General features: G+C 72.1%; 11 protein-coding genes. 2 read left to right on the forward strand and 9 right to left on the reverse strand.

Features of this window, described 5'->3' with window-relative positions; genetic code table 11:
- Positions 1 to 84: 84 nt before the first annotated feature.
- Both WMF43_RS14540 and WMF43_RS14545 read right to left on the reverse strand, forming a co-directional pair.
- Complete coding sequence (locus WMF43_RS14540; protein ID WP_437680751.1) at positions 85 to 984, reverse strand: hypothetical protein; 900 nt, start codon at positions 982 to 984, stop codon at positions 85 to 87.
- A 374-nt stretch (positions 985 to 1,358) separates the two neighbouring features.
- Positions 1,359 to 2,777: a sigma 54-interacting transcriptional regulator gene (locus WMF43_RS14545; RefSeq protein ID WP_437680752.1), complete on the reverse strand. Its 1,419-nt coding sequence runs from the start codon at positions 2,775 to 2,777 to the stop codon at positions 1,359 to 1,361.
- Between the two features lie 759 nt (positions 2,778 to 3,536).
- Between WMF43_RS14545 and WMF43_RS14550 the strand changes: the two genes are divergently transcribed.
- On the forward strand, positions 3,537 to 4,988 hold the full coding sequence (locus WMF43_RS14550; RefSeq protein WP_437684008.1) for a right-handed parallel beta-helix repeat-containing protein: 1,452 nt from the start codon (positions 3,537 to 3,539) through the stop codon (positions 4,986 to 4,988).
- Here the strand turns inward: WMF43_RS14550 and WMF43_RS14555 are convergent.
- Positions 4,982 to 5,146: a hypothetical protein gene (locus WMF43_RS14555; protein WP_437680754.1), complete on the reverse strand. Its 165-nt coding sequence runs from the start codon at positions 5,144 to 5,146 to the stop codon at positions 4,982 to 4,984. The genes WMF43_RS14550 and WMF43_RS14555 overlap by 7 nt on opposite strands.
- A gap of 123 nt (positions 5,147 to 5,269) precedes the next feature.
- On the opposite strand from WMF43_RS14555, the gene WMF43_RS14560 reads away from it, so the two are divergent.
- Positions 5,270 to 9,565 carry a protein kinase domain-containing protein gene (locus WMF43_RS14560; protein WP_437680755.1) on the forward strand — a complete coding sequence of 1,432 codons (4,296 nt, stop codon included), beginning with the start codon at positions 5,270 to 5,272 and terminating at the stop codon, positions 9,563 to 9,565.
- A 118-nt stretch (positions 9,566 to 9,683) separates the two neighbouring features.
- Here the strand turns inward: WMF43_RS14560 and WMF43_RS14565 are convergent, their stop codons facing one another.
- The 6 genes from WMF43_RS14565 to WMF43_RS14590 all read right to left on the reverse strand — a co-directional run bounded on the left by WMF43_RS14565 (position 9,684) and on the right by WMF43_RS14590 (position 17,395).
- Positions 9,684 to 10,163, reverse strand: a complete 480-nt coding sequence (locus WMF43_RS14565) for a single-stranded DNA-binding protein (protein WP_437680757.1) — start codon at positions 10,161 to 10,163, stop codon at positions 9,684 to 9,686.
- A 137-nt stretch (positions 10,164 to 10,300) separates the two neighbouring features.
- Complete coding sequence (gene recA / locus WMF43_RS14570) at positions 10,301 to 11,329, reverse strand: recombinase RecA (protein WP_437680759.1); 1,029 nt, start codon at positions 11,327 to 11,329, stop codon at positions 10,301 to 10,303.
- 160 nt (positions 11,330 to 11,489) lie between these two features.
- On the reverse strand, positions 11,490 to 13,094 hold the full coding sequence (locus tag WMF43_RS14575; protein ID WP_437680760.1) for a YifB family Mg chelatase-like AAA ATPase: 1,605 nt from the start codon (positions 13,092 to 13,094) through the stop codon (positions 11,490 to 11,492).
- 201 nt (positions 13,095 to 13,295) lie between these two features.
- Positions 13,296 to 15,167: a sigma 54-interacting transcriptional regulator gene (locus WMF43_RS14580; RefSeq protein WP_437680762.1), complete on the reverse strand. Its 1,872-nt coding sequence runs from the start codon at positions 15,165 to 15,167 to the stop codon at positions 13,296 to 13,298.
- Between the two features lie 261 nt (positions 15,168 to 15,428).
- Complete coding sequence (locus WMF43_RS14585) at positions 15,429 to 16,223, reverse strand: DUF6345 domain-containing protein (RefSeq protein ID WP_437680764.1); 795 nt, start codon at positions 16,221 to 16,223, stop codon at positions 15,429 to 15,431.
- A 77-nt stretch (positions 16,224 to 16,300) separates the two neighbouring features.
- Positions 16,301 to 17,395: a hypothetical protein gene (locus tag WMF43_RS14590; RefSeq protein ID WP_437680765.1), complete on the reverse strand. Its 1,095-nt coding sequence runs from the start codon at positions 17,393 to 17,395 to the stop codon at positions 16,301 to 16,303.
- Between the last annotated feature and the right edge of the window lie 532 nt (positions 17,396 to 17,927).

Below are 17,927 nucleotides of genomic sequence, written 5' to 3' on the forward strand. Positions count from 1 at the left end.
TCCCGGCGGCGTGCCGGACGGTGCAACCTCCGCGCCGAGGCCGGACCGCGTCACAACAGCGTGCAAGGCGCGAGCGCTGACGCGTCAGCGGAGCCGGCCCACGACGAGGTCGCGCTCGGATCGGGGGTGATATGCAGACGCCTCGTGGGGGCTCCACGTGTACCCGGCGAGCCCTCCGCGCTCGTCTGCGTAAATACGCAGAACACCCAGGCCCGCACCGGGGTGCCACGATCCGTCTTCGGTGAAACGTGTGTCGGTGGCGCCGTGGCCAGAGCTGCTCGAGTCGAGGAGCGCCACCTCGTACTGTGTCGTACCCGGGATCTCCGGAGGAGCCGGTGCGCTCCGGACGGGCAGCTCGGCGACGATGCCCACGTGCCCGGAGACCTCACTCCCTGCCGGGTACTTGATGGCGACGATGTCGCCGGGCTCGATCCTGTTCACGTCCTGGATCACCTCGAATCGCACCCCTGCAGCGATGGCGTCGTGGTACCTCGCCGCGTTCGGGCTCGCGCTGCCGGACCAGGACTCGATGTCTGCGCTGGAGAGACGGTAGGCCCGCTGGAGCACCAGCGTCAGGAACGTCCCGCACACGCTGCGGTTCCGGTACTGATGCGCTCCATCCACGCCCGCCCAGTGGACAAAGCTGGGATCGGTCCCGTACTCGTTGTGCTCGGGGTCGATGTTGTCCACGAGCTCCCGCGCCCAGCGCACGTGGTCAGGCGCGCCGTCCGACGGCAGGAGCATCGGCTCCGATCCGGGCTCGCATCCGGCCGATATGAACGCGCCCATGACAATGGCGCCGGTCAAAAGAAGATGGTTGGGGTGCAGAGACTCCACGGTCTTGTTCCTCTCGCTGGGTTCAATGCGCCTGCGGCGGTGCCGCGGCGCCGCGGCGACGGTGGGCAGCGCCGCCTCGGTCTTCTCCCGGTCAATCGAGCGCGCGGGCGCCGTTGTCAGCGTCTGCTGCTGCGCCAGGGCAACCATCGAGAGAGCAACAACCAAGCCACGATCGAGCCCCTCTTTGCTCCGTCGCCTGCTGATCGACCGTGGTGCTCAGAAGCCGGCGACGTGTGTCCGGGCGATGATCTGGCAAGCAGGAAGGAGAGCGGGTGTGCGTCCCGGCGTAACCTGGGTGTAACCGGGCCCGTGTTCCGGGACGCGCGCCGGAAAAGGCCCTCTGCGGCGCGCGCTTGCAGGTGTCACACCGGTGCAACGCGCGCAACAGCCCCGTCGTGCCGCACGCCGCCACCCAGGCCCGCGGCCTGCGGAGAGCGCAGGACTACCCGCCGCGGGCCGCTCGCGGCGCCCGGCGGGCCGCTCGCGGCGCCCGGGCAGGCCGCTCGCGGCGCCCGCCCTGTTCAGGAATCGCTGCTTGCCCGGAAGCTCTCGGGGTCGAGCCCGTACCGCTTCAGCCAGCGGTGGATCTGCATGCGCGCCTTGCCCATCGCGCGCGCCACGGACGCGACGTTGCCCTCGTGCTGGCGCAGGAGGCCGATGAGCTCCTCGCGCCTCGCCTCGTCCTCGCTCCTCCGGGCCACGGCCGCGCCGCCCTGGGCTGCCTGCACCTTGGAAGGCAGGTGATCGAGCTCGAGCTCTCCCTTCGCCCTGGCGAGCACGAGCGCGGAGGAGATGGCCTGCTCCAGCTCGCGTACGTTGCCGTCCCATCGATGCTGGAGCAGCGCCCGCGCCGCACGAGGATCGATCCGGAGCCGCCCGGCGAGCTCCGGGTCGAGGCGCCGGAGCAGCGCCGCGAGGACCAGGCCGAGATCCTCGCGGCGGGCGCGCAGCGGCGGCAGCTCGACGCGATGGCCGGTGAGGCGATTCAGCAGATCCGCGCGGAATTTGCCGTCCTCGACCATGTGGTCGAGCGGCTTGTGCGTCGCCGCGATCACCCGCAGATCGACAGGGAACGCGCGCGTGGACCCCACGGGGCGCACCTCGCGCTCCTGGAGCACCCGGAGCAGGACGGCCTGCGCCTGGGCGGGCAAATCGCCGATCTCGTCGAGGAACAACGTCCCGCGATCGGAGGCGCGCACGAGGCCGGGGCTGTCCGACGCGGCGCCGGTGAAGGCGCCCTTGCGATGGCCGAAGAGCTCGTCCTCGATGAGCTCGCCCGGCAGCGCGGCGCTGTTGACGGCCACGAGCTCGCCGGTGCGGCCCGAGAGCGCGTGGATCGCCCGCGCCAGGACCTCTTTGCCGGTCCCGGTCTCCCCCTCGACGAGCACCGGCACCGTCGACCGCGCGACGAGCGAGAGCCGCGCGAACGTCCGGCCGAGGGACGGCAGCATGGTCGAGAGCCCGGCCGCGGACGGCTGCAGGCCGGCGCCGTCGAGCACCGAGGGCTCTCCCTCCTCGAGGGACACCGCCTCGCGGTAAATGAAGAACGTGTAGCCGATCTCGAGCACGTCGCCGTCGACGAGGTCGGCGCGCGCCCGCGGGATCCCGTTGACGATACACCCGTTCTTGGAGCCGAGATCCTCGATGGCCCAGCGCGTCGCGCGCCGCCGGAGGACAGCATGCCTCGACGACATCCGCTGATCCTCGGAGCGAACCTCGAGCACGCGGCGCGGCCCCTCGTCGCGCCGCACGAAGGACCGCGGCCGTCCCCGGCCGATGAGCACCTCGTCGAAGCCGTGGAGCGAGAGGCGGGCTGGAGGCGCGAGCGGGCGATGGCTCTCCAGAACGAGATACAGATGCGGGCTGCTCGGACGACCCGCGAGCTCACGCGCCTCCGACGACGAGGAGAGCGTGGTGGTGGGATCGTGGTCGCCGGGCACGGATCCAGGCGTACCCAGTCGGGCCAACGCGGTCAATACGGGAGGGGCAGCGCGCCCCGCGGCCGCCGCGCGGGGAGGCTCCTCCGCGACGGACGCGCCGGCGAGCTTCGCTGGCGGCGAACGCGCGGTGCGGCCGTTCCCGCTCGAGCGGGGAATTCCCCGCTCGAGCGGGGACAGTCCCCGCGGCCGCCGCGAGCCCCTGGGCAGAGAGCGGCTCAGCGCCTGCCTCGCTCGGGCCGACAGGCGGCCGTCCGGCGCCCGGAGGTCCACCGGAGGCTGCGTTCGCTGATGGCCTGCACGAGACGGCTCGGACCGGGCAGGACGCGTCTAGAACACCGATGGCGTTGATCGAGCGCGAGATGAGGCGCCAACGACGAGAAGGACGCCAAGGACGCCAAGGACGCCAAGGACGCCAAGGACGCCAAGGACGCCAAGGACGCCAAGACAATATTTTTTCTTGGCGTTCTTGGCGTTCTTGGCGTTCTTGGCGCCTTGGCGTTTCAAAGCCTGCTCGTGATTGATGCCTGATACGCCTCGTCGAGAGGGCACCAGGGCTTTACGCCATCAGACGCGCCAATCTCGGCTGGCCTCATCGACCGTCCGCCGGCGGATCGGCCGGCAATCGCCGATACCAGGCACTGCTGGCACGCTTCTTGGAGGATTGGGAGGTCGGATGTCTGAAGAGGCGCTGTGCGCGCTTGTCTAAACAAATTGATGACATGGAGGACTGCCTTGGAAAAGCGAATCAGCTCTTTGAGCATGCTTGTGCTCGCGCTGCTGAACGGATGCGCGACCGGCGGCGACGAATCCGAGTGCCGGACCGATCGGTACCCGTCGGCGCCGGCAGGAGCGACCGGCGTGGTCCACGTCTCCGCCGGCTGCCCGTCCGGAGACGCCGACGGCTCCGCTGCGCACCCGTATCCGACGATCCAGCGAGGCGTGGACAACGCTCCGGAGGACGGCGCCGTGCTCGTGGCAGACGGCATCTACGAAGAGAACCTCCGGATCGACAGGACACTGTCGGTGGTCGGCGCCCCCGAGGACGTCGATCCGGAGGACACGCCGGTGCTCCTCAAGGCGCCGGAGCGCCATGCCGTCGTCGTCTCCGGCGAGGGCACGGACGTGTGGCTCCGTGGGCTCGCCATCGTGTCACCGAGCGAGGTCGGCCTGTGGGCGCGCGAGGGGGGCAGCGCCACGCTGGAGGGCTCGCGGGTAGACGGCGCGCGCGCCGATGCGGAGGGCAACTTCGGATACGGCGTCCTCGCGACCGACCATGGATCGTTCGTCATCTGCCGGAGCTTGATCTCCGAGTCGGCGGCCGCCGGCGCGCTCGTCCGCGGCGCGCGAGGCGAGATAGGCTGGTCGACGCTCCGGGAGAACCGCGGCGGCGGCATCCGGATCGAGCGCTCCACAGAGAAGGTGTCCATCTACGACAACAAGCTCGACGCGAACCACGAGGTGGCCATCGGCGTGCTGAGCTCTTCGGCGCGCATCGAGAACAACCTCATCGAGAACACGCGGACGTCCGAGTCCGGCGAGCTCGGAGACGGGATCCTCGTGCTGGGGGCGAAGGACGCGCTGGGCAACCCCGCCGGCGAGGCGCACGTCGAGGTGGAGTTCAACCGATCCATCCGCAACGCGCGTGTCGGCGTGCTCCTCTCGGGGGACGTGAGCGGCGCGGTGAGAAGCAACGCCATCGAGGACAACGGCCACGGCGCCGCCTTCGCAGCCGGGGTCTGGGCGCAGGCGGGCGCGGGAGCGGCGGATGGAGCGAGCCTCGTGTTCGTCGGCAACACGATCGCAGGGAATCGCTACGTCGGCCTGGGGCTGACGAGCGGCGCGCGCGCGACGATCCACGACAACACGGTGATCTCGACCAGGGCCGGCGAGGTGCGCGTGGGCGCCGAGCAAGCGCGGATAGGAGACGGCATCGCGGTGCTCGGTGGATCCTCCGCCGTCATCACGAAGAATCGCGTGGAAGACAACGAGCGGTTCGGCATCGTGTTCGACGCGAGCAGCAGCGAGCGCATGGAGGAGAACAGCATCCAGGGCAACGAGGGCATCTCGACGGTACTTCAGGGTTCCGAAGGGGCACCGACGAAGCTCGCAGAGACGAACATGCTGGTGGGCAATGGAGAGGACGCGCCGCGACGCGTGCCGGCAGGCACCTTCGGCGTGAAGGCGGACGACTTCTCGACGGGTGATCAGTAGACGACGCCGGGCAAGGCGCCCCCTCCTCCGGCGAGGCATCCGTGGTGCTGCGTGCTGCACGCGCTCGCCTCGGCTCGTTGCGCGAAGCCGACCGGCTCGCGTCCGCGCCGCGCGAGGGCGCGCACCTCGAGCGCCCTCAGGCCCACCCCGAGCCACATCCGGCGGCGTCGCCTCTCGCCGCCTCGACACGCCGCGCCCGGCTTGCGCAAACCCGCAACCGCGCCCACCCGCTGCCCGGCTCGCCTTCTGCCCGCGCTGCGGAGCGGCTAGGCTCCGCCCCCATGGCCAGGTCAGATCCCTTCGGCTGGATCGGCTCCGTCATGGAGGGCCAGTTCTCGATCGAGGCCGTCGCGGGCGAGGGGGCTTTCGGCGTCGTCTACCGCGCCACACACCTCGCCTTCGAAGCCCCGGTCGCCGTCAAGTGCCTCAAGATCCCGAGCGACCTCGACGCCGACCAGCGCGACGAGCTGCTCTCGCGCTTTCGCGCAGAAGGGCGGCTCCTGCACCGCCTCTCCAGGCTCACCACGGGCGTCGTCCAGGCGCTCCACATCGGGGCGGCCGAAGCGCCCTCCGGCAGCTGGACGCCCTACATCGTCATGGAGTGGCTCGACGGCGAGACGCTCGAGTCCGACCTGCGCCGCCGAGGCGAGGCGGGGCTCGCGCCGCGCGGCCTCGGGGAGGCCATCGCGCTGCTCTCGCCGGCCGCCGAGGCGCTGGCGATCGCCCACCGCGAGAACGTGTCGCACCGCGACGTCAAGCCGGCGAACCTGTTCCTGCTGCGCAATCGCGCCGGTCCGCCCCTCAAGGTCGTCGACTTCGGCGTCGCCAAGGTCTTCTCGGAGTCGCCCTCGCTCACCGCCGCCCTCGCGCGCACGGGCGACGGGTTCCGGCCGTTCACGCCGCGCTACGGCGCGCCCGAGCAGTTCAGCCCCCAGTACGGCGCGACCGGGCCCTGGTCGGATGTGTTCGCCATGGCGCTCGTGCTCATCGAGGTCGCATCGGGGCGCCCCGCGCTCGCGGGGAGCACGCTCATGGAGCTCTTCATCGCCGCCGCCGACGAGCAGCACCGGCCCGACCTCGAGAGCCGCGGCGTCGCCGCGAGCCCCGCCCTCGCGGCGGCGCTCCGGCGCGCCCTGTGCGTCAACCCCGCGCTCCGCTACCGCGACCTCGGCGAGATGTGGACCGCCGTGACGTCCGCGCACGCGGCGCTCCACGGCGAGCGCCCGGGCGCGAGCGCGCTCGAGCCCAACCTCGCCGACACACGGGTCGACAGGCCGCCCGTGGACCTCACGTCCGAGGCCTCCACCGGCGAGCACCGGGTCTGCACCGTGATGTTCGTCGATCTCGCGGAGGCGATCGGGCCCCTCTCGCGCATCGATCCCGAGGCGGTCAAGGAGGTCCTCGACCGGTGCGCCCGCGCGGTGCAGGAGCGCGTCGAGGCGATGGGTGGCCTCCTGGAAGGACAACCCGGCAACCGCGCCATGGCGGTCTTCGGGCTGCCGCGCGCGACCGACAGCGATGCCGAGCGCGCCGTCGCCGCGGCGCTGCAGATCCAGACGGCGCTCGCGCGCATCCCGCTCCCGCGCCCCCTCCGCTCGGCCACCCGGCTCGCGGCGCGGATCGGGATCGCGACCGGCCGCGTCTTCGCCCAGACCCCCGCGAGCCCCTCGGGCCGGAAGCTCGCCCTCGTCGGCGACGCGCTCCACGTCGCGGTGACGCTCCAGCAGGCGGCCAGCGCAGGCGCGGTCGCGATCGGGCGCGACACCTACCGCCAGGTCGCGGGCCGGTTCAACGTCGAGCGGCTTCCCCCGGTCGAGATCGCCGGGCAGGCGCTGCCCGCCTTCCGCGTCGTCGGCCCGGTGGCGTTCCGCCACGGGCTCGCCATGCCCGATTTTCACGGGCTCGAGGCCGCGCTCGTCGGCCGCGCCATCGAGATCCGGCGCCTCCTTGAGGCGTTCGAGACGGTGCTCTCGGAGTCGCGCGCCAAGGTGGTCACGCTCGTCGGGCCGCCCGGCGTCGGCCGCAGCCACCTGCTCGCCGAGCTGTACGCGGCCCTGTCGCTGCAGCGCCAGGGCTTCTTCCCCATCACGGCGCAAGGCGCGCCGCTCGACCAGGACACGAGCTACGCGCTCGCCGCCTCGCTCGTCCGGAGGCGCTTCGAGATCCACAAGGACGACAGGCCCGCGGTCGTCCGGCGCAAGCTCCGCCGCGGCGTCCGCTGGCTTCGCTTCACCCACCGGGGCAAGGCGTCCGCTCGCGAGCTCGACGACGCCGAGCTGGAGGACACCCTCGGGCAGATCGCCCTCCTCCTCGGCGCTCGATCGACCGGCAGCACCGGCGCGCCCACGCGCGACGGGACCGTCGGCATCGCGAGGAGCCGCATCGCCACGGCCGTGGTGCGCCTGCTCGCCTGGGCCGCGTCCCGCGCCCCGCTCGTCCTGTTCTGCGACGACGTGCAATGGTCGGACGGCGCGAGCCTCGACCTGCTCGACGAAGTCCTGGCGCGCGCCGAGGATCTGCCGATCCTCGCCGTGCTGTCCGCGCGCCCCGAGCTCTACGAGCTGCGGCCGCAGTGGGGCGAAGGCCGCGCGGCCCACGAGCGCGTGGACGTCGCGCCGCTGCCGCGCCGGTACGTCGAGGAGATGATCCGCGACCGCCTCCGCCTCGTCCCGGATCTCTCGCCCGATCTGATCAGGACCCTCGCCGATCGGGCCGAGGGAAACCCGCTCACGCTGGTCGAGACGCTGCACCTGCTCATCGACGCGGGCGTCGTGGCGCCCGCGCGCGAGGGGCCATGGCGCGCACACGCGGAGCGGCTCGGCGCGCTCACATTGCCCGCGACGGTGCAGGGGATCACCCAGGCGCGCCTCGACCGGCTCGACCCCGAGGCGCTCGACCTCCTCGAGCGCGCCGCGGTGGTCGGGCGGACCTTCTGGGCAGGCGCCGTGGACGAGCTGCGGCGCGTGGGCGGGCGCGCGCCGGCCACCGCGACGGCGGAGCTCCTGGACCGGCTCCGCAGGCGGCAGCTCGTGCGCCCTCGCGAGCCGTCGACCTTGCCGGACGAGCGGGAGTACACGTTCGCCGAGTCGGCGGCGCACGAGGTGGCGTACGAGATGCTCAGCGCGAAGCTGCGCCGCGCCCTGCACCTCGCCGTCGCCGGCTGGCTGGAGGCGCGCGGGCGCGGGGACGCGGCGCTGCTCGCCCTGCACTACGATCGCGGCGGCGCGCTCGCGCGCGCGGCCACCGAGTGCGCGAGGGCGGGCGCGTACGCCGCCTCGCTCGGCGAGAACGCGGAGGCGCTCCGCCACTTCGAGCGCGCGCGGCAGATCCACGACGAGAGCGAGCTCGGCGAGCGCGACGAGGCGGCCCCCTCGAGCGACCGCCCCTTCGACGAGCTCTCCTCGGAGCGCAGGGTCGCGCGCTGGGAAGATCGGGTGCGGCTGCGGGTCGACCTCGGCGACGTGCTCCGCCGGATCGGTCGCACGGACGAGGCGGCGGGGATCTACGAGGAGGCGCGCGCCCGCATCCCGCGGCGGGAGCGCCGCGAGGCCCCGGGCGCCGCGCCCTCCGAGGCGCTCGCCTGGGAGGCCCAGATCGATCACCGCCTGGCGCAGATCCATCGCCTGCGGGGGGAGCTCGCCGAGGCGCAGGCGCTCGCAGAGCGCGCGATCCGCCGCGCGATCGAGGCGGGCGCGGCGCGCGACGTGCCGCCGATGTACGCGCACCTCGCCATCCTGCACCGCCGCGCGCGGCGCCCGGAGGCGAGCTTCCGCGCCGCCCTCGAGGGGCTGCGCGCGTGCCGCGCGATCGAGCGCCGGGACGAGCGCTGGCGCGACGACGTGGTGCAGCTGCTGTTCGGGATCGGCACGGCGCTCTATGGCCTGCGCCGGATGGTCGGCGCCGAGCGGAGCTACCGCCAGGCGCTCCGCTCGCTCGACGAGGCGAAGCAGCCCCACCTGGCGGGCGTGGCCCTGAACGGCATCGCCGGTGCGCGCAACGCGCGGGGTGACCTCAAGGCGGCGCGCGAGCTCCTCGTCCGGTCGCTCAAGCTCAAGGAGCGGGTCGGAGATCTCCACCAGATCGCGGTGGCGTGCAACAACCTCGCGGAGGTCTCCGTCCGGCTGTGCGACGCGCCCGCGGCGCTGGAGTACGCCCGTCGCAGCGTGCGCCTCGGCGAGCAGATCCACGCGGGCAGCGACCTCGCCGACTTCCACCGGAACCTCGCCGAGGCGGCCTCGGCGGCAGGTGCCCTGGAGGGTGCGCTCGACGCCGGCCTGCGCGCGCTGGCGGTCGCCGAGACGACAGGGCGCGTGTACCTCGGCGAGGTCGCCGTCACGCTCGCGAACGTCTGCGTCCGCGCCGCCGAGCAGAGCCCCGCCGGCGGGGACCTCCGCGCGCGCGCCGCGGAGGCCGCGCAGCGCCTCGAGGGCTCGCTGGCGGAGCACTTCGATGACGACGCAGAGCTCCGGCGGAAGGCCGAGGAGTGCCGCGCCCTGCTGGCGCGAGCCCTGCCGGCGCCGGCGCCGGAGTCTGCACCGCAGGCGCGGATGGCCTCGGAGCACAGCGGGAGCTCCTGACTACAGCCGTCGTGCTCCACGCGGCGGGCCGCGCGACGCCCGCGACGCCCGCGAGGGCCGCGAGGGCCGCGAGGGCCGCGAGGCGGCTTTACCCAGCCGCCTCGCTCGTCTCTGCGCCTCAGTACGGCAGCTCATCCAAGAGAGGCGCCTCCGGCGGCCGCCCGCGCGCGCCGTTCTTCCCGAGCCGCGCGGTCGCCGGCACCCCAGCCCCGGGCTGCGTCGGCTCGCCGTCGTCGTCCTCCGGCCCGGCCAGCGGCTGCCCCAGGGGCCGGCGCCCGGTGAAGCGGAGATCCCGGGCGATCACCTCGGTGCGGTAGCGCTTGATCCCGTCCTTCTCGTAGCTCGACGTGCGCAGCCCGCCCTCGATGAGCACGCCGTCGCCCTTGTTCAGGACCTTCGCGAGCGACTCGGCGCGCGGCCCCCAGAACACGATGTTGTGCCACTCGGTGCGCTCCTTGAGCTCCTTGTTCTTGTCCATGAACGACTCGTTCGTCGCCATGCGCAGCTGGAGCACGGCCATGCCATTGCCCGTGTAGCGCAGCTCCGGATCCGCGCCGAGGTTGCCCATGAGAATCACCTTGTTCAGACCTTCGTTCATGATGTGCTCCTGATCGGTTGCGTGTTGTCGTCTGCTGTCGTTGGTCGTCTGATGTCGTAGGTCGTCTTCTATCGTTCGTCGTCTGCCGTCATCCGTTGCTCGTTCTCGTTCGCCGTCGTTCGCCGCGCCTCCGCGGCTCAGGCATCCATCGCCGCGGCGCCCCCGGGCCGCGCCGCCGCGGCCGCGTCGACCGCGGCGCGCAGCGACGCCGCGAGCGCCGGCTTGCCGAGCAGCGCCTCCCGGGCGCGCTCCCGCCCCTGCCCGATGTGCTCGCCCCCGAACGACAGGTGCGCGCCGCTCTTCTCCACGACGCCGATCTGGCACGCGAAGTCGATGAGGTCCGCCGCCCCGTCGATGCCGGCGCCCCAGCGGATATCGAACTCCGATTCCTTGAACGGGGGAGCCATTTTGTTCTTTACGACCTTGACGCGCGTCCTCGATCCTATGGCCTCGTCGCTTACCTTCACCGGGCCCACCCGGCGCACGTCGAGCCGCACGCTCGCGTAGAACTTCAGCGCGTTGCCGCCCGTCGTCACCTCGGGGTTGCCGAACACGACCCCGATCTTCTGCCGGAGCTGGTTGATGAAGATGAGCGTCGTGTCCGTGCGGTGGCATATCCCCGTGAGCTTGCGGAGCGCCTGGCTCATCAGCCGCGCCTGGAGGCCCATGTGCGACTCGCCCATGTCGCCCTCGATCTCGGCCTTCGGCGTGAGCGCCGCGACCGAGTCGACCACGATCACGTCGACGGCGGTCGAGCGCGCGAGCATCTCGACGATCTCGAGCGCCTGCTCGCCGCTGTCCGGCTGCGACACGAGCAGCCGCTCGGTGTCGACGCCGATGGCGCGCGCGTACGTGACGTCGAACGCGTGCTCGGCGTCGATGAACGCGGCCATGCCCCCGGCCCGCTGCGCCTCGCGCATCGCGTGGAGCGTGAGGGTGGTCTTCCCCGACGACTCCGGCCCGTAGATCTCCACGATGCGCCCGCGCGGGTACCCGCCGATCCCGAGCGCCGCGTCGAGCGACAGCGATCCGGTCCGGATCAGGCCGATGTCCCGAGCCTCGCCCTCGTCGTTCAATGACATGATAGCTCCCTTCCCGAACTGCTTCTCGATGGTGCCGACAACGGTCTTCACGGTGCGCATCTTCTCGGCGATCTCGGTCATCATGGTGGTCTCTCCTTCTCTGGAACGTGCTGCTGTTTGCGTGTCTCGCGTGTCTTGCGTGCGCGCCCCCGAGCGCGCGGACATCGATTCGGCGCGGCCGTCGGGGCGGCCGCGATCGCGCCCGGGTGGACCCGGGCGCAACGGCTTTGATCGCGGCGCCGGCTCAGGCGCCCGCCGCTGCGGCGGCGGGCGGCGGTCCGGCGCTCGCCTCGCGGTCGAACAGCCGGGCGCCGATCGCCTCGGCCACGTGCGCGGCGCGCACGGCGGGGCTCCGGTCCATGTCGGCGAGGGTCCTCCCGACCCGCAGGACCTTGGTGTACGCCCGCGCCGAGAGGCCGAGCCGCTCGACGGCCGCCGCGAGCACGCGCGCGCCCGCGGCGTCCGGCATCGCGACGCGCGCGAGATCGCGCGGGCCGAGCTCGGCGTTGTGCGCCACGGCCACCTCTCCCGCCTCGAAGCGCGCCCGCTGCGCCGCCCGGGCCAGGGCCACCCGCGCGCGCACCGCCGCCGAGCCCTCGGGCGCCTCGGGACGGCGAGCCGGCGAGCCGGCGCCGCCCTGCTCCGGCGCGCAGAGGTGCGCGACGTCGACCGGGGGCAGGGCGATCTGCAGGTCGATGCGGTCGAGCAGCGGCCCGCTCAGCCGGGCGCGGTAGGCGCGCACGCGGTCGATGGAGCAGACGCAGCGGTTGCCGCGGTCGCCGTAGAAGCCGCACGGACAGGGGTTGATCGCGGCGACGAGGATCGGCCGCGCCGGAAAGACGACGCGGGCGCGGGCGCGGCAGAGGGCGACGGAGCCCTCCTCGAGCGGCTCGCGGAGCGCCTCGAGCACGCCGCGGCGGAACTCGAGCAGCTCGTCGAGGAACAGGCATCCATGGTGAGCGAGGGAGACCTCGCCCGGGCGGATGGGGTCGCCGCCGCCGACCAGGCCGGCGGTGCTCACAGTGTGGTGCGGCGCGCGGAAGGGGCGTGTCGCGACAAGGCCCCTGTCCGGCGAGAGCAACCCGGCGACCGAGTGGATGGCGGTGACGTCCAGCGCCTCCTCGTAGGTCATCGGCGGCATGATCGTGGGCAGCCTTCGGCTCAGCATGGTTTTCCCGCTCCCTGGCGGGCCCATCATGATCAGGTTGTGCGCCCCCGCGGCCGCGATCTCGAGGGCGCGGCGCGCGCCGTGCTGGCCGCGGACCTCGGCGAGGTCCACCGCCGCGGCGCTCGGCTCGACGGCGACGGCCGGCGCGGCGCTCGCGCCGGGCAGCGGCTTATTGCCGCGGAGGTGCGCGACGACCTGGCCGAGGTGCTCCGCGACGAGGACGTCGATCCCGGCGACGCTCGCCGCCTCGCGCGCGTTCCCCTGCGGCACGATCGCCCGCAGGACGCCCTGCTCGGCCGCGCCGCGCAGCGCCGGCAGGACGCCGCGCACGGGGCGCACCGCGCCGCTCAAGGAGAGCTCCCCGAGCAGGCCGATGCGGTCGAGCCCTTCGGAGGGCACCTTGCCGAGCGCCGCCAGCGCGGCGATCGCGATGGCGAGGTCGTAGGCGCCGCCGCTCTTCTTCAGGTCTGCCGGGGCGAGGTTCACGGTGATCACATATTCGTCGAGCTCGACGCCGAGTTGCTGAAGCGCTGCGCGGACGCGCACGCGGCTCTCGCGCACGCTCGCCTCGGCGAGGCCGACCATCTGAAAGAACGATGGGCCGCGGCCCGAGTCGACCTCCACGCGGATCGGGTGCGCGTCGAGCCCAAGCAGAGAGAACGTGAGCGCCGTGGCCTGCATGCCGGGGCCTATTCGCGAACGGCGTGCCAGGCCGGAATCGCGGCAAATCGCGGGGTATTCGGGGCAGCGGGGTGGCGGATCTGGCGGAGAGGGTGGCGGCCGCCAGGGGAAGCGGCGCGGGGACCGAGGTTCACCCAAGCGACGTCCGACGGGCGGAGCTTGCCGACAGGCGTCGTTGCGATTCCACGCAACGGATGTCGGTCAGCCCTTCGAGCTCGGGTCCCCAGGCGCGTGGTAGACCTTCTTGATCTCGTAGTCCTTGATCTTCTGCTGCAGCGTCCTGAGCGGCATCTCCAGCACACGCGCCGCCTCGGTCTGGCTGCCGTCGGTCTCCCGCAGCACGTCCACGATCGCCTCGCGCTCGGCGCGCTGCAGGCGCTCTTTCATGGTCCCGCCCGACCGGCCCGGCGCTGCCGGCGCTGCCGGCGGCGGCGATCCCCTGCGACGGACCTCCGGCGGCAGATCCAGGGCCGTAACGAGATCGGTCTCCGCGACCACCACGGCGCGCTCGATCGCGTTCTTCAGCTCGCGCACGTTCCCGGGCCAGCTGTGCTTCTCGAGGAGCGCGAGCGCCTCGTCGTCGATTCCGCGCATGACACGTTGATTCGCCTTGCTCGCGGCGGCGAGGAAGCGCGTCGCGAGCGGCGCGATATCCTCCTTCCGCTCGCGGAGCGGAGGGATCTCCAGCGTGATCGTGTTCAGCCGAAAGTAGAGATCCCGCCGGAACTTGCCGGCCGCGACCATCACGTCGAGCTCCTGGTGCGTCGCGGCGATGATGCGGACGTCGACCTGGATCTCCTTGGTGCTCCCGAGGCGCTGCACCCGCCTGGTCTCGAGCACGCGGAGCAGGGTCACCTGGGCCTGCACGGACAGCTCGCCGATCTCATCGAGGAACAACGTGCCGCCGTCGGCGTCCTCGAACACCCCTCGTCGGTGGACGGCGCTGGTGTGCACGCCCGGTACGGTGCCGAAGAGGATCCCCTCGACGAGGCCGGAGGGGAGCGCTCCGCAGTTCACGCAGACCAGCGGCCGGCGGCGCCGGGGGCTCGCTTCATGGATGAACTGGGCAAGGACCTCCTTGCCTGTCCCGGTCTCGCCATGGAGCAGCACGGTCGGCCCCGAGGGGGCGGCCGCCGGCCTCCGGGCGAGGTCCACGAGAGCGCGCATCCCCGGGCTCTCGGCGACCACCTCGGCGGCGCCCTGCGTCGGCGCCCACTCCTCGCGTGTGCCGACCGTCCGCGGCTCCGCGAGGGGAACCAACGCGACAGGCCTCTCCGGGCGCGCCCGGCGAGCGGCCTCCCAGGCGACGCCGAGCAGCTCGTCGGCCGAGGCCGCCGTGCCGGGATACAGGGCGACGCCGCACACCAGCGCGGGCTCGCCCTTGCGGTGCTCGACGAGCGCGTGCGCTACCTCGCTCGCCTTCCTCTCGTCCACTTCGGGGAGGAGGATCTCGACCGCATCCCCGCTATAGAGCGCGATGCGATCCACCGAGCGGAGCAGCGCGCGCACGCGAGGACACCACCGCGCCACGTGCCCGTCGGTGCGGGGCTCCTCCCGGACCGCGAGCACGGCGAAGCTCCGGCCAAAGAACTTCGCGCGCCGGAGCTCCAGGTCGACGGCGCTGCGCATCGCGTCGTGCCCTTCGAGCCCGAGCAGCAGCGGCTCCGCGGCCGATATCACCTGGACCGTGGCCGGAACCGTTCCGAGACGCACCTCGTCCGCGGCGCGCAAGCACACACGCGCGCCTTTCTCGACCTGTCGGCCCGCGACGAACGTGCCGTTCAGCGACCCGAGATCCTCGACGACGATCTCGTCCGCCGTGAGCCAGGTGAACTGGGCATGGCGCCGGGAGAGGGTCTTGTCTGGGATGGCCACGTCCGCAGGCGACTCTCTCCCTACGACCACGGTGACGCCGGGACGCAGGCGAACCGTCTCCACACCATCGCGATGGTAGATGAGCAGCACGGCGTGGCGCTTCGAAGCGCGCTCCGGATCGAGCTGGTCGCTCCCAGCCGCGGAGACCGGGAGCGTGGCGGCCGACTCGTCGTCTTGCGGTTGATCGGGGGTGCTCATCCGTGGCGAGAATAGATCAGCCGGACCCGCCCGGCCAACGGTCGGCGCGTCATGGAAGCAGCGGCGCCCCGGGGTGATGAGCGTCGTCCCTAGGCCCGCCAAGCGCTCCCCGATGCCCGCGTAAGCCGTCGCCTGCGTGCGCACGCCGCCGTGTGAGGCGGCCGCGAACCCGCGCGGGCTCATCCCCTCGAGGCGAGCGCGAGGGGCGCCGATGCGAGCTCGCTCAACCGCAGTCCGAGCGGCGCTGGAGGAGGCAACACGTCACAGGGTCCACGTCGCCCAGTTCCACCAGCTGGACCATGTCGGATCACACGCCACGCTGTTCATGGTGTCGTTATACGTGTCGCAGCTCGAGTTGTAGAATCGCACGTACGAGCCCGTGTAATTGTAAGTTATGCCTGCGTCCGTGTAGGTGGCCGGGTGGCCGTCGGAGGTGGCCAGTATCCAGGCCGAGCGGAGCGTGTATCCCTGGGTCATGTAGTACCCGTACATATCGGCGGTCGTCGCGGTGTCGAGCGCGAGGCTCTCGAACCCGAAGACGAAATGAACCCCGTCGTTCAGCGAGTTCGTGCCGTAGTTGTACCGTCCGTTGGCGTCGAGCACCTGGCAGGCGTCGAACGCCATCGCATCCATGTCGAGCTCGCCCCAGTACGTTTCGCTCGACGTGAGGAGGTTGTCGCCGTAGCTCCCGTTGAAGTACGTGGCGTCGGAGCTGCCGTGCGTCGAGATGTATGCGTAATCGGAGGCGTCGCCGTAGATGTCGTCGTACGAGGCCTCCTCGAAGTCGCTAGACCATGCTTCCCAGTTGGTGGAGTACCGGTAAGAATAACCGGCGCCGGCCATGCGCCCGGTCCACCTCCTGACACCCTCCGCGCAATTGGCGAGATCGGACCCGGTGCCCGGGTGGTCATCGACCGCGTCAGCGTAGACCTCCCACGTCCAGCCATCGTGATCGGCCGCGTCCGAGGGGCCGTGTGTAAAGTACCCCGCATGCGCGGGGTGCGCGCCGAGGACGGCGGCCGGAAGCAGCAGAAGAGCGAGTCGAGCGGTTCTCATTGGGGTTCTCCTAGAGCATGCGTCAGAGGCTTCTGATCTGGGTTCTCGGTTTCGTGTGGTGCGGAGGCCGCCGCGGCCTACTTCGCGTCCCTGGCGCTGATCTGCAGCGAGGGAATGTCGCGCCCCGGCGCGGCGGGCTCGATCCAGAGCACGTCGATGGCCGTCTGGGCGCCGCTCTGGTCGACGCCGTGCGCAGCGCCGTGCACCGCGTAGACGGGCTCCGCGGTCTTCGCGGGAACCGAGGCGTCCGGGAGGTAGTAGCCGAGGCGGACGTCCGTGATCTCGAGGCGATCGACCCGCTCGATGTGCGCCTTGATGAGATTCCAGCGGCCGGTGCGCTCCGCGCGGTCGAGGTAGCGGCCGACGGCCTTCTCGGGCCTATCGATGGTCAGGCTCTCGATCGCCTCGAGGGGGCGGACGTTGCTCGTCAGGCTGGCGATGGCGCCGCCTCCGGCGTAGACGATCTGGACGTCATTGCCGCCGCCGAAGGTCGGCATGCCGTCGATGCGCTGAACGAAGGAGACCGACTGGGCCGTCACCCAGCGCTTCTGCGTGTTGCCAGACGGGTCCATGGTGCCCGCCTCGCTGACGCCGGCGCGGCCAGGGACGAGGCTCACGGGGCCCGCCGCCAGGAGGCCGAGCGCTCCGAGCCGGCGGTGCGCGTCCTTCCAGAGGTGGCGCTCGGAGAGGGGCGTGATCGGCGCCTCGGAGCCGATGCGATCGACGTCGTGATAGGCGGCGCCGCCGCCGTCATAGACATAGAGGTGGCGCGCGCCGGCGCGAACGTGGGTCACGCCGCCGAAGTCGGCCGTCGTCTCGGCCGCGCCGCGCACATCGAACGCGTCCTCGAGGGCGCGCAGGTCGACGACCGGGGCGCCCTTCTTGACCTTGTAGAGGGTGACCTGCTCGGGGACGTCCGGCATCCGGGCGGGGAGCTCGACGTCGAACGACAGCTGATTCTCGGTCCGATCCCGCTGCGGCGCGACGCTGGCGCCCTTCTGCGGCGCGATGCCGGCGCCCTTCTGCGGCGCGATGCCGGCGCCGCTCTGCGATGCGGCTTGTGAGGTCACCCCCTCGTCGTTCATGGCGGTTGAGGCGTCGTCGACGGCGCAACCAGCGAGCATCAGCGCCGGGAGCATGGCAGAGAATGAGATGGAGGAACGGTGGTTCATCGGTGGTCTCCTGGAGTCGTGGCGGCATTGACCGCGGGGGGGCGCTGCGATCTATCCAGACCGACCGGCCCCCGGTGATTCCCCCTATGCAGCTGGTGCGCCATCCCCGATGACGCTGGCTCCAGCGGTGTCAAGAGCCCCGGTTACCCCGGTTTCGGCAGGTGACGGAGGCGCGCGGCGCCGCGGTATGCGCGTGTTTCGGGCAGCCCGCGCAGGATCACGACGAGGCGGCGCGTTCCGCCTTGCGGGATTGCGCAAGGCGTCTCGTGCGCCGGCAGGGGGCGCCTGCGTGCGGGATTGCGCAGCGCGCGCCGCCCCCGGGCGGCGGCCGATGGCGCAGCCTCTGCTGGCTCCGCTCCGGACGACGTCGGCGAGCCGGCGCAACCCAGGGCGGGCCTGTCGACCGCGCGGGCGGGGAAGAACCACCGGCGGAGGGGCGCCGGAAATGCGTGTGCTGAATGAGCTGCCGTGGTCAGGTCAGGAAATGCCTGAGGGAGGGCGGCCGACTCACGCCGCCTCGCTCCCGCTTTTC

It is taken from the genome of Sorangium sp. So ce131 (genome assembly GCF_051519095.1).
In the GTDB taxonomy this organism is placed as follows: Bacteria; Myxococcota_A; Polyangia; order Polyangiales; family Polyangiaceae; genus Sorangium.

Excerpts from the sequence above, each read along its gene's own strand:
- WMF43_RS14575 (WP_437680760.1), bottom strand. The coding sequence starts at position 13,094 with ATGCAGGCCACGGCGCTCACGTTCTCTCTGCTTGGGCTCGACGCGCAC.
- WMF43_RS14580 (WP_437680762.1), bottom strand. The coding sequence starts at position 15,167 with ATGAGCACCCCCGATCAACCGCAAGACGACGAGTCGGCCGCCACGCTC.
- WMF43_RS14590 (WP_437680765.1), bottom strand. The coding sequence starts at position 17,395 with ATGAACCACCGTTCCTCCATCTCATTCTCTGCCATGCTCCCGGCGCTG.
- WMF43_RS14560 (WP_437680755.1), top strand. The coding sequence starts at position 5,270 with ATGGCCAGGTCAGATCCCTTCGGCTGGATCGGCTCCGTCATGGAGGGC.
- WMF43_RS14585 (WP_437680764.1), bottom strand. The coding sequence starts at position 16,223 with ATGAGAACCGCTCGACTCGCTCTTCTGCTGCTTCCGGCCGCCGTCCTC.
- WMF43_RS14540 (WP_437680751.1), bottom strand. The coding sequence starts at position 984 with ATGGTTGCCCTGGCGCAGCAGCAGACGCTGACAACGGCGCCCGCGCGC.
- recA (WP_437680759.1), bottom strand. The coding sequence starts at position 11,329 with ATGATGACCGAGATCGCCGAGAAGATGCGCACCGTGAAGACCGTTGTC.
- WMF43_RS14565 (WP_437680757.1), bottom strand. The coding sequence starts at position 10,163 with ATGAACGAAGGTCTGAACAAGGTGATTCTCATGGGCAACCTCGGCGCG.
- WMF43_RS14555 (WP_437680754.1), bottom strand. The coding sequence starts at position 5,146 with ATGTGGCTCGGGGTGGGCCTGAGGGCGCTCGAGGTGCGCGCCCTCGCG.
- WMF43_RS14550 (WP_437684008.1), top strand. The coding sequence starts at position 3,537 with ATGCTTGTGCTCGCGCTGCTGAACGGATGCGCGACCGGCGGCGACGAA.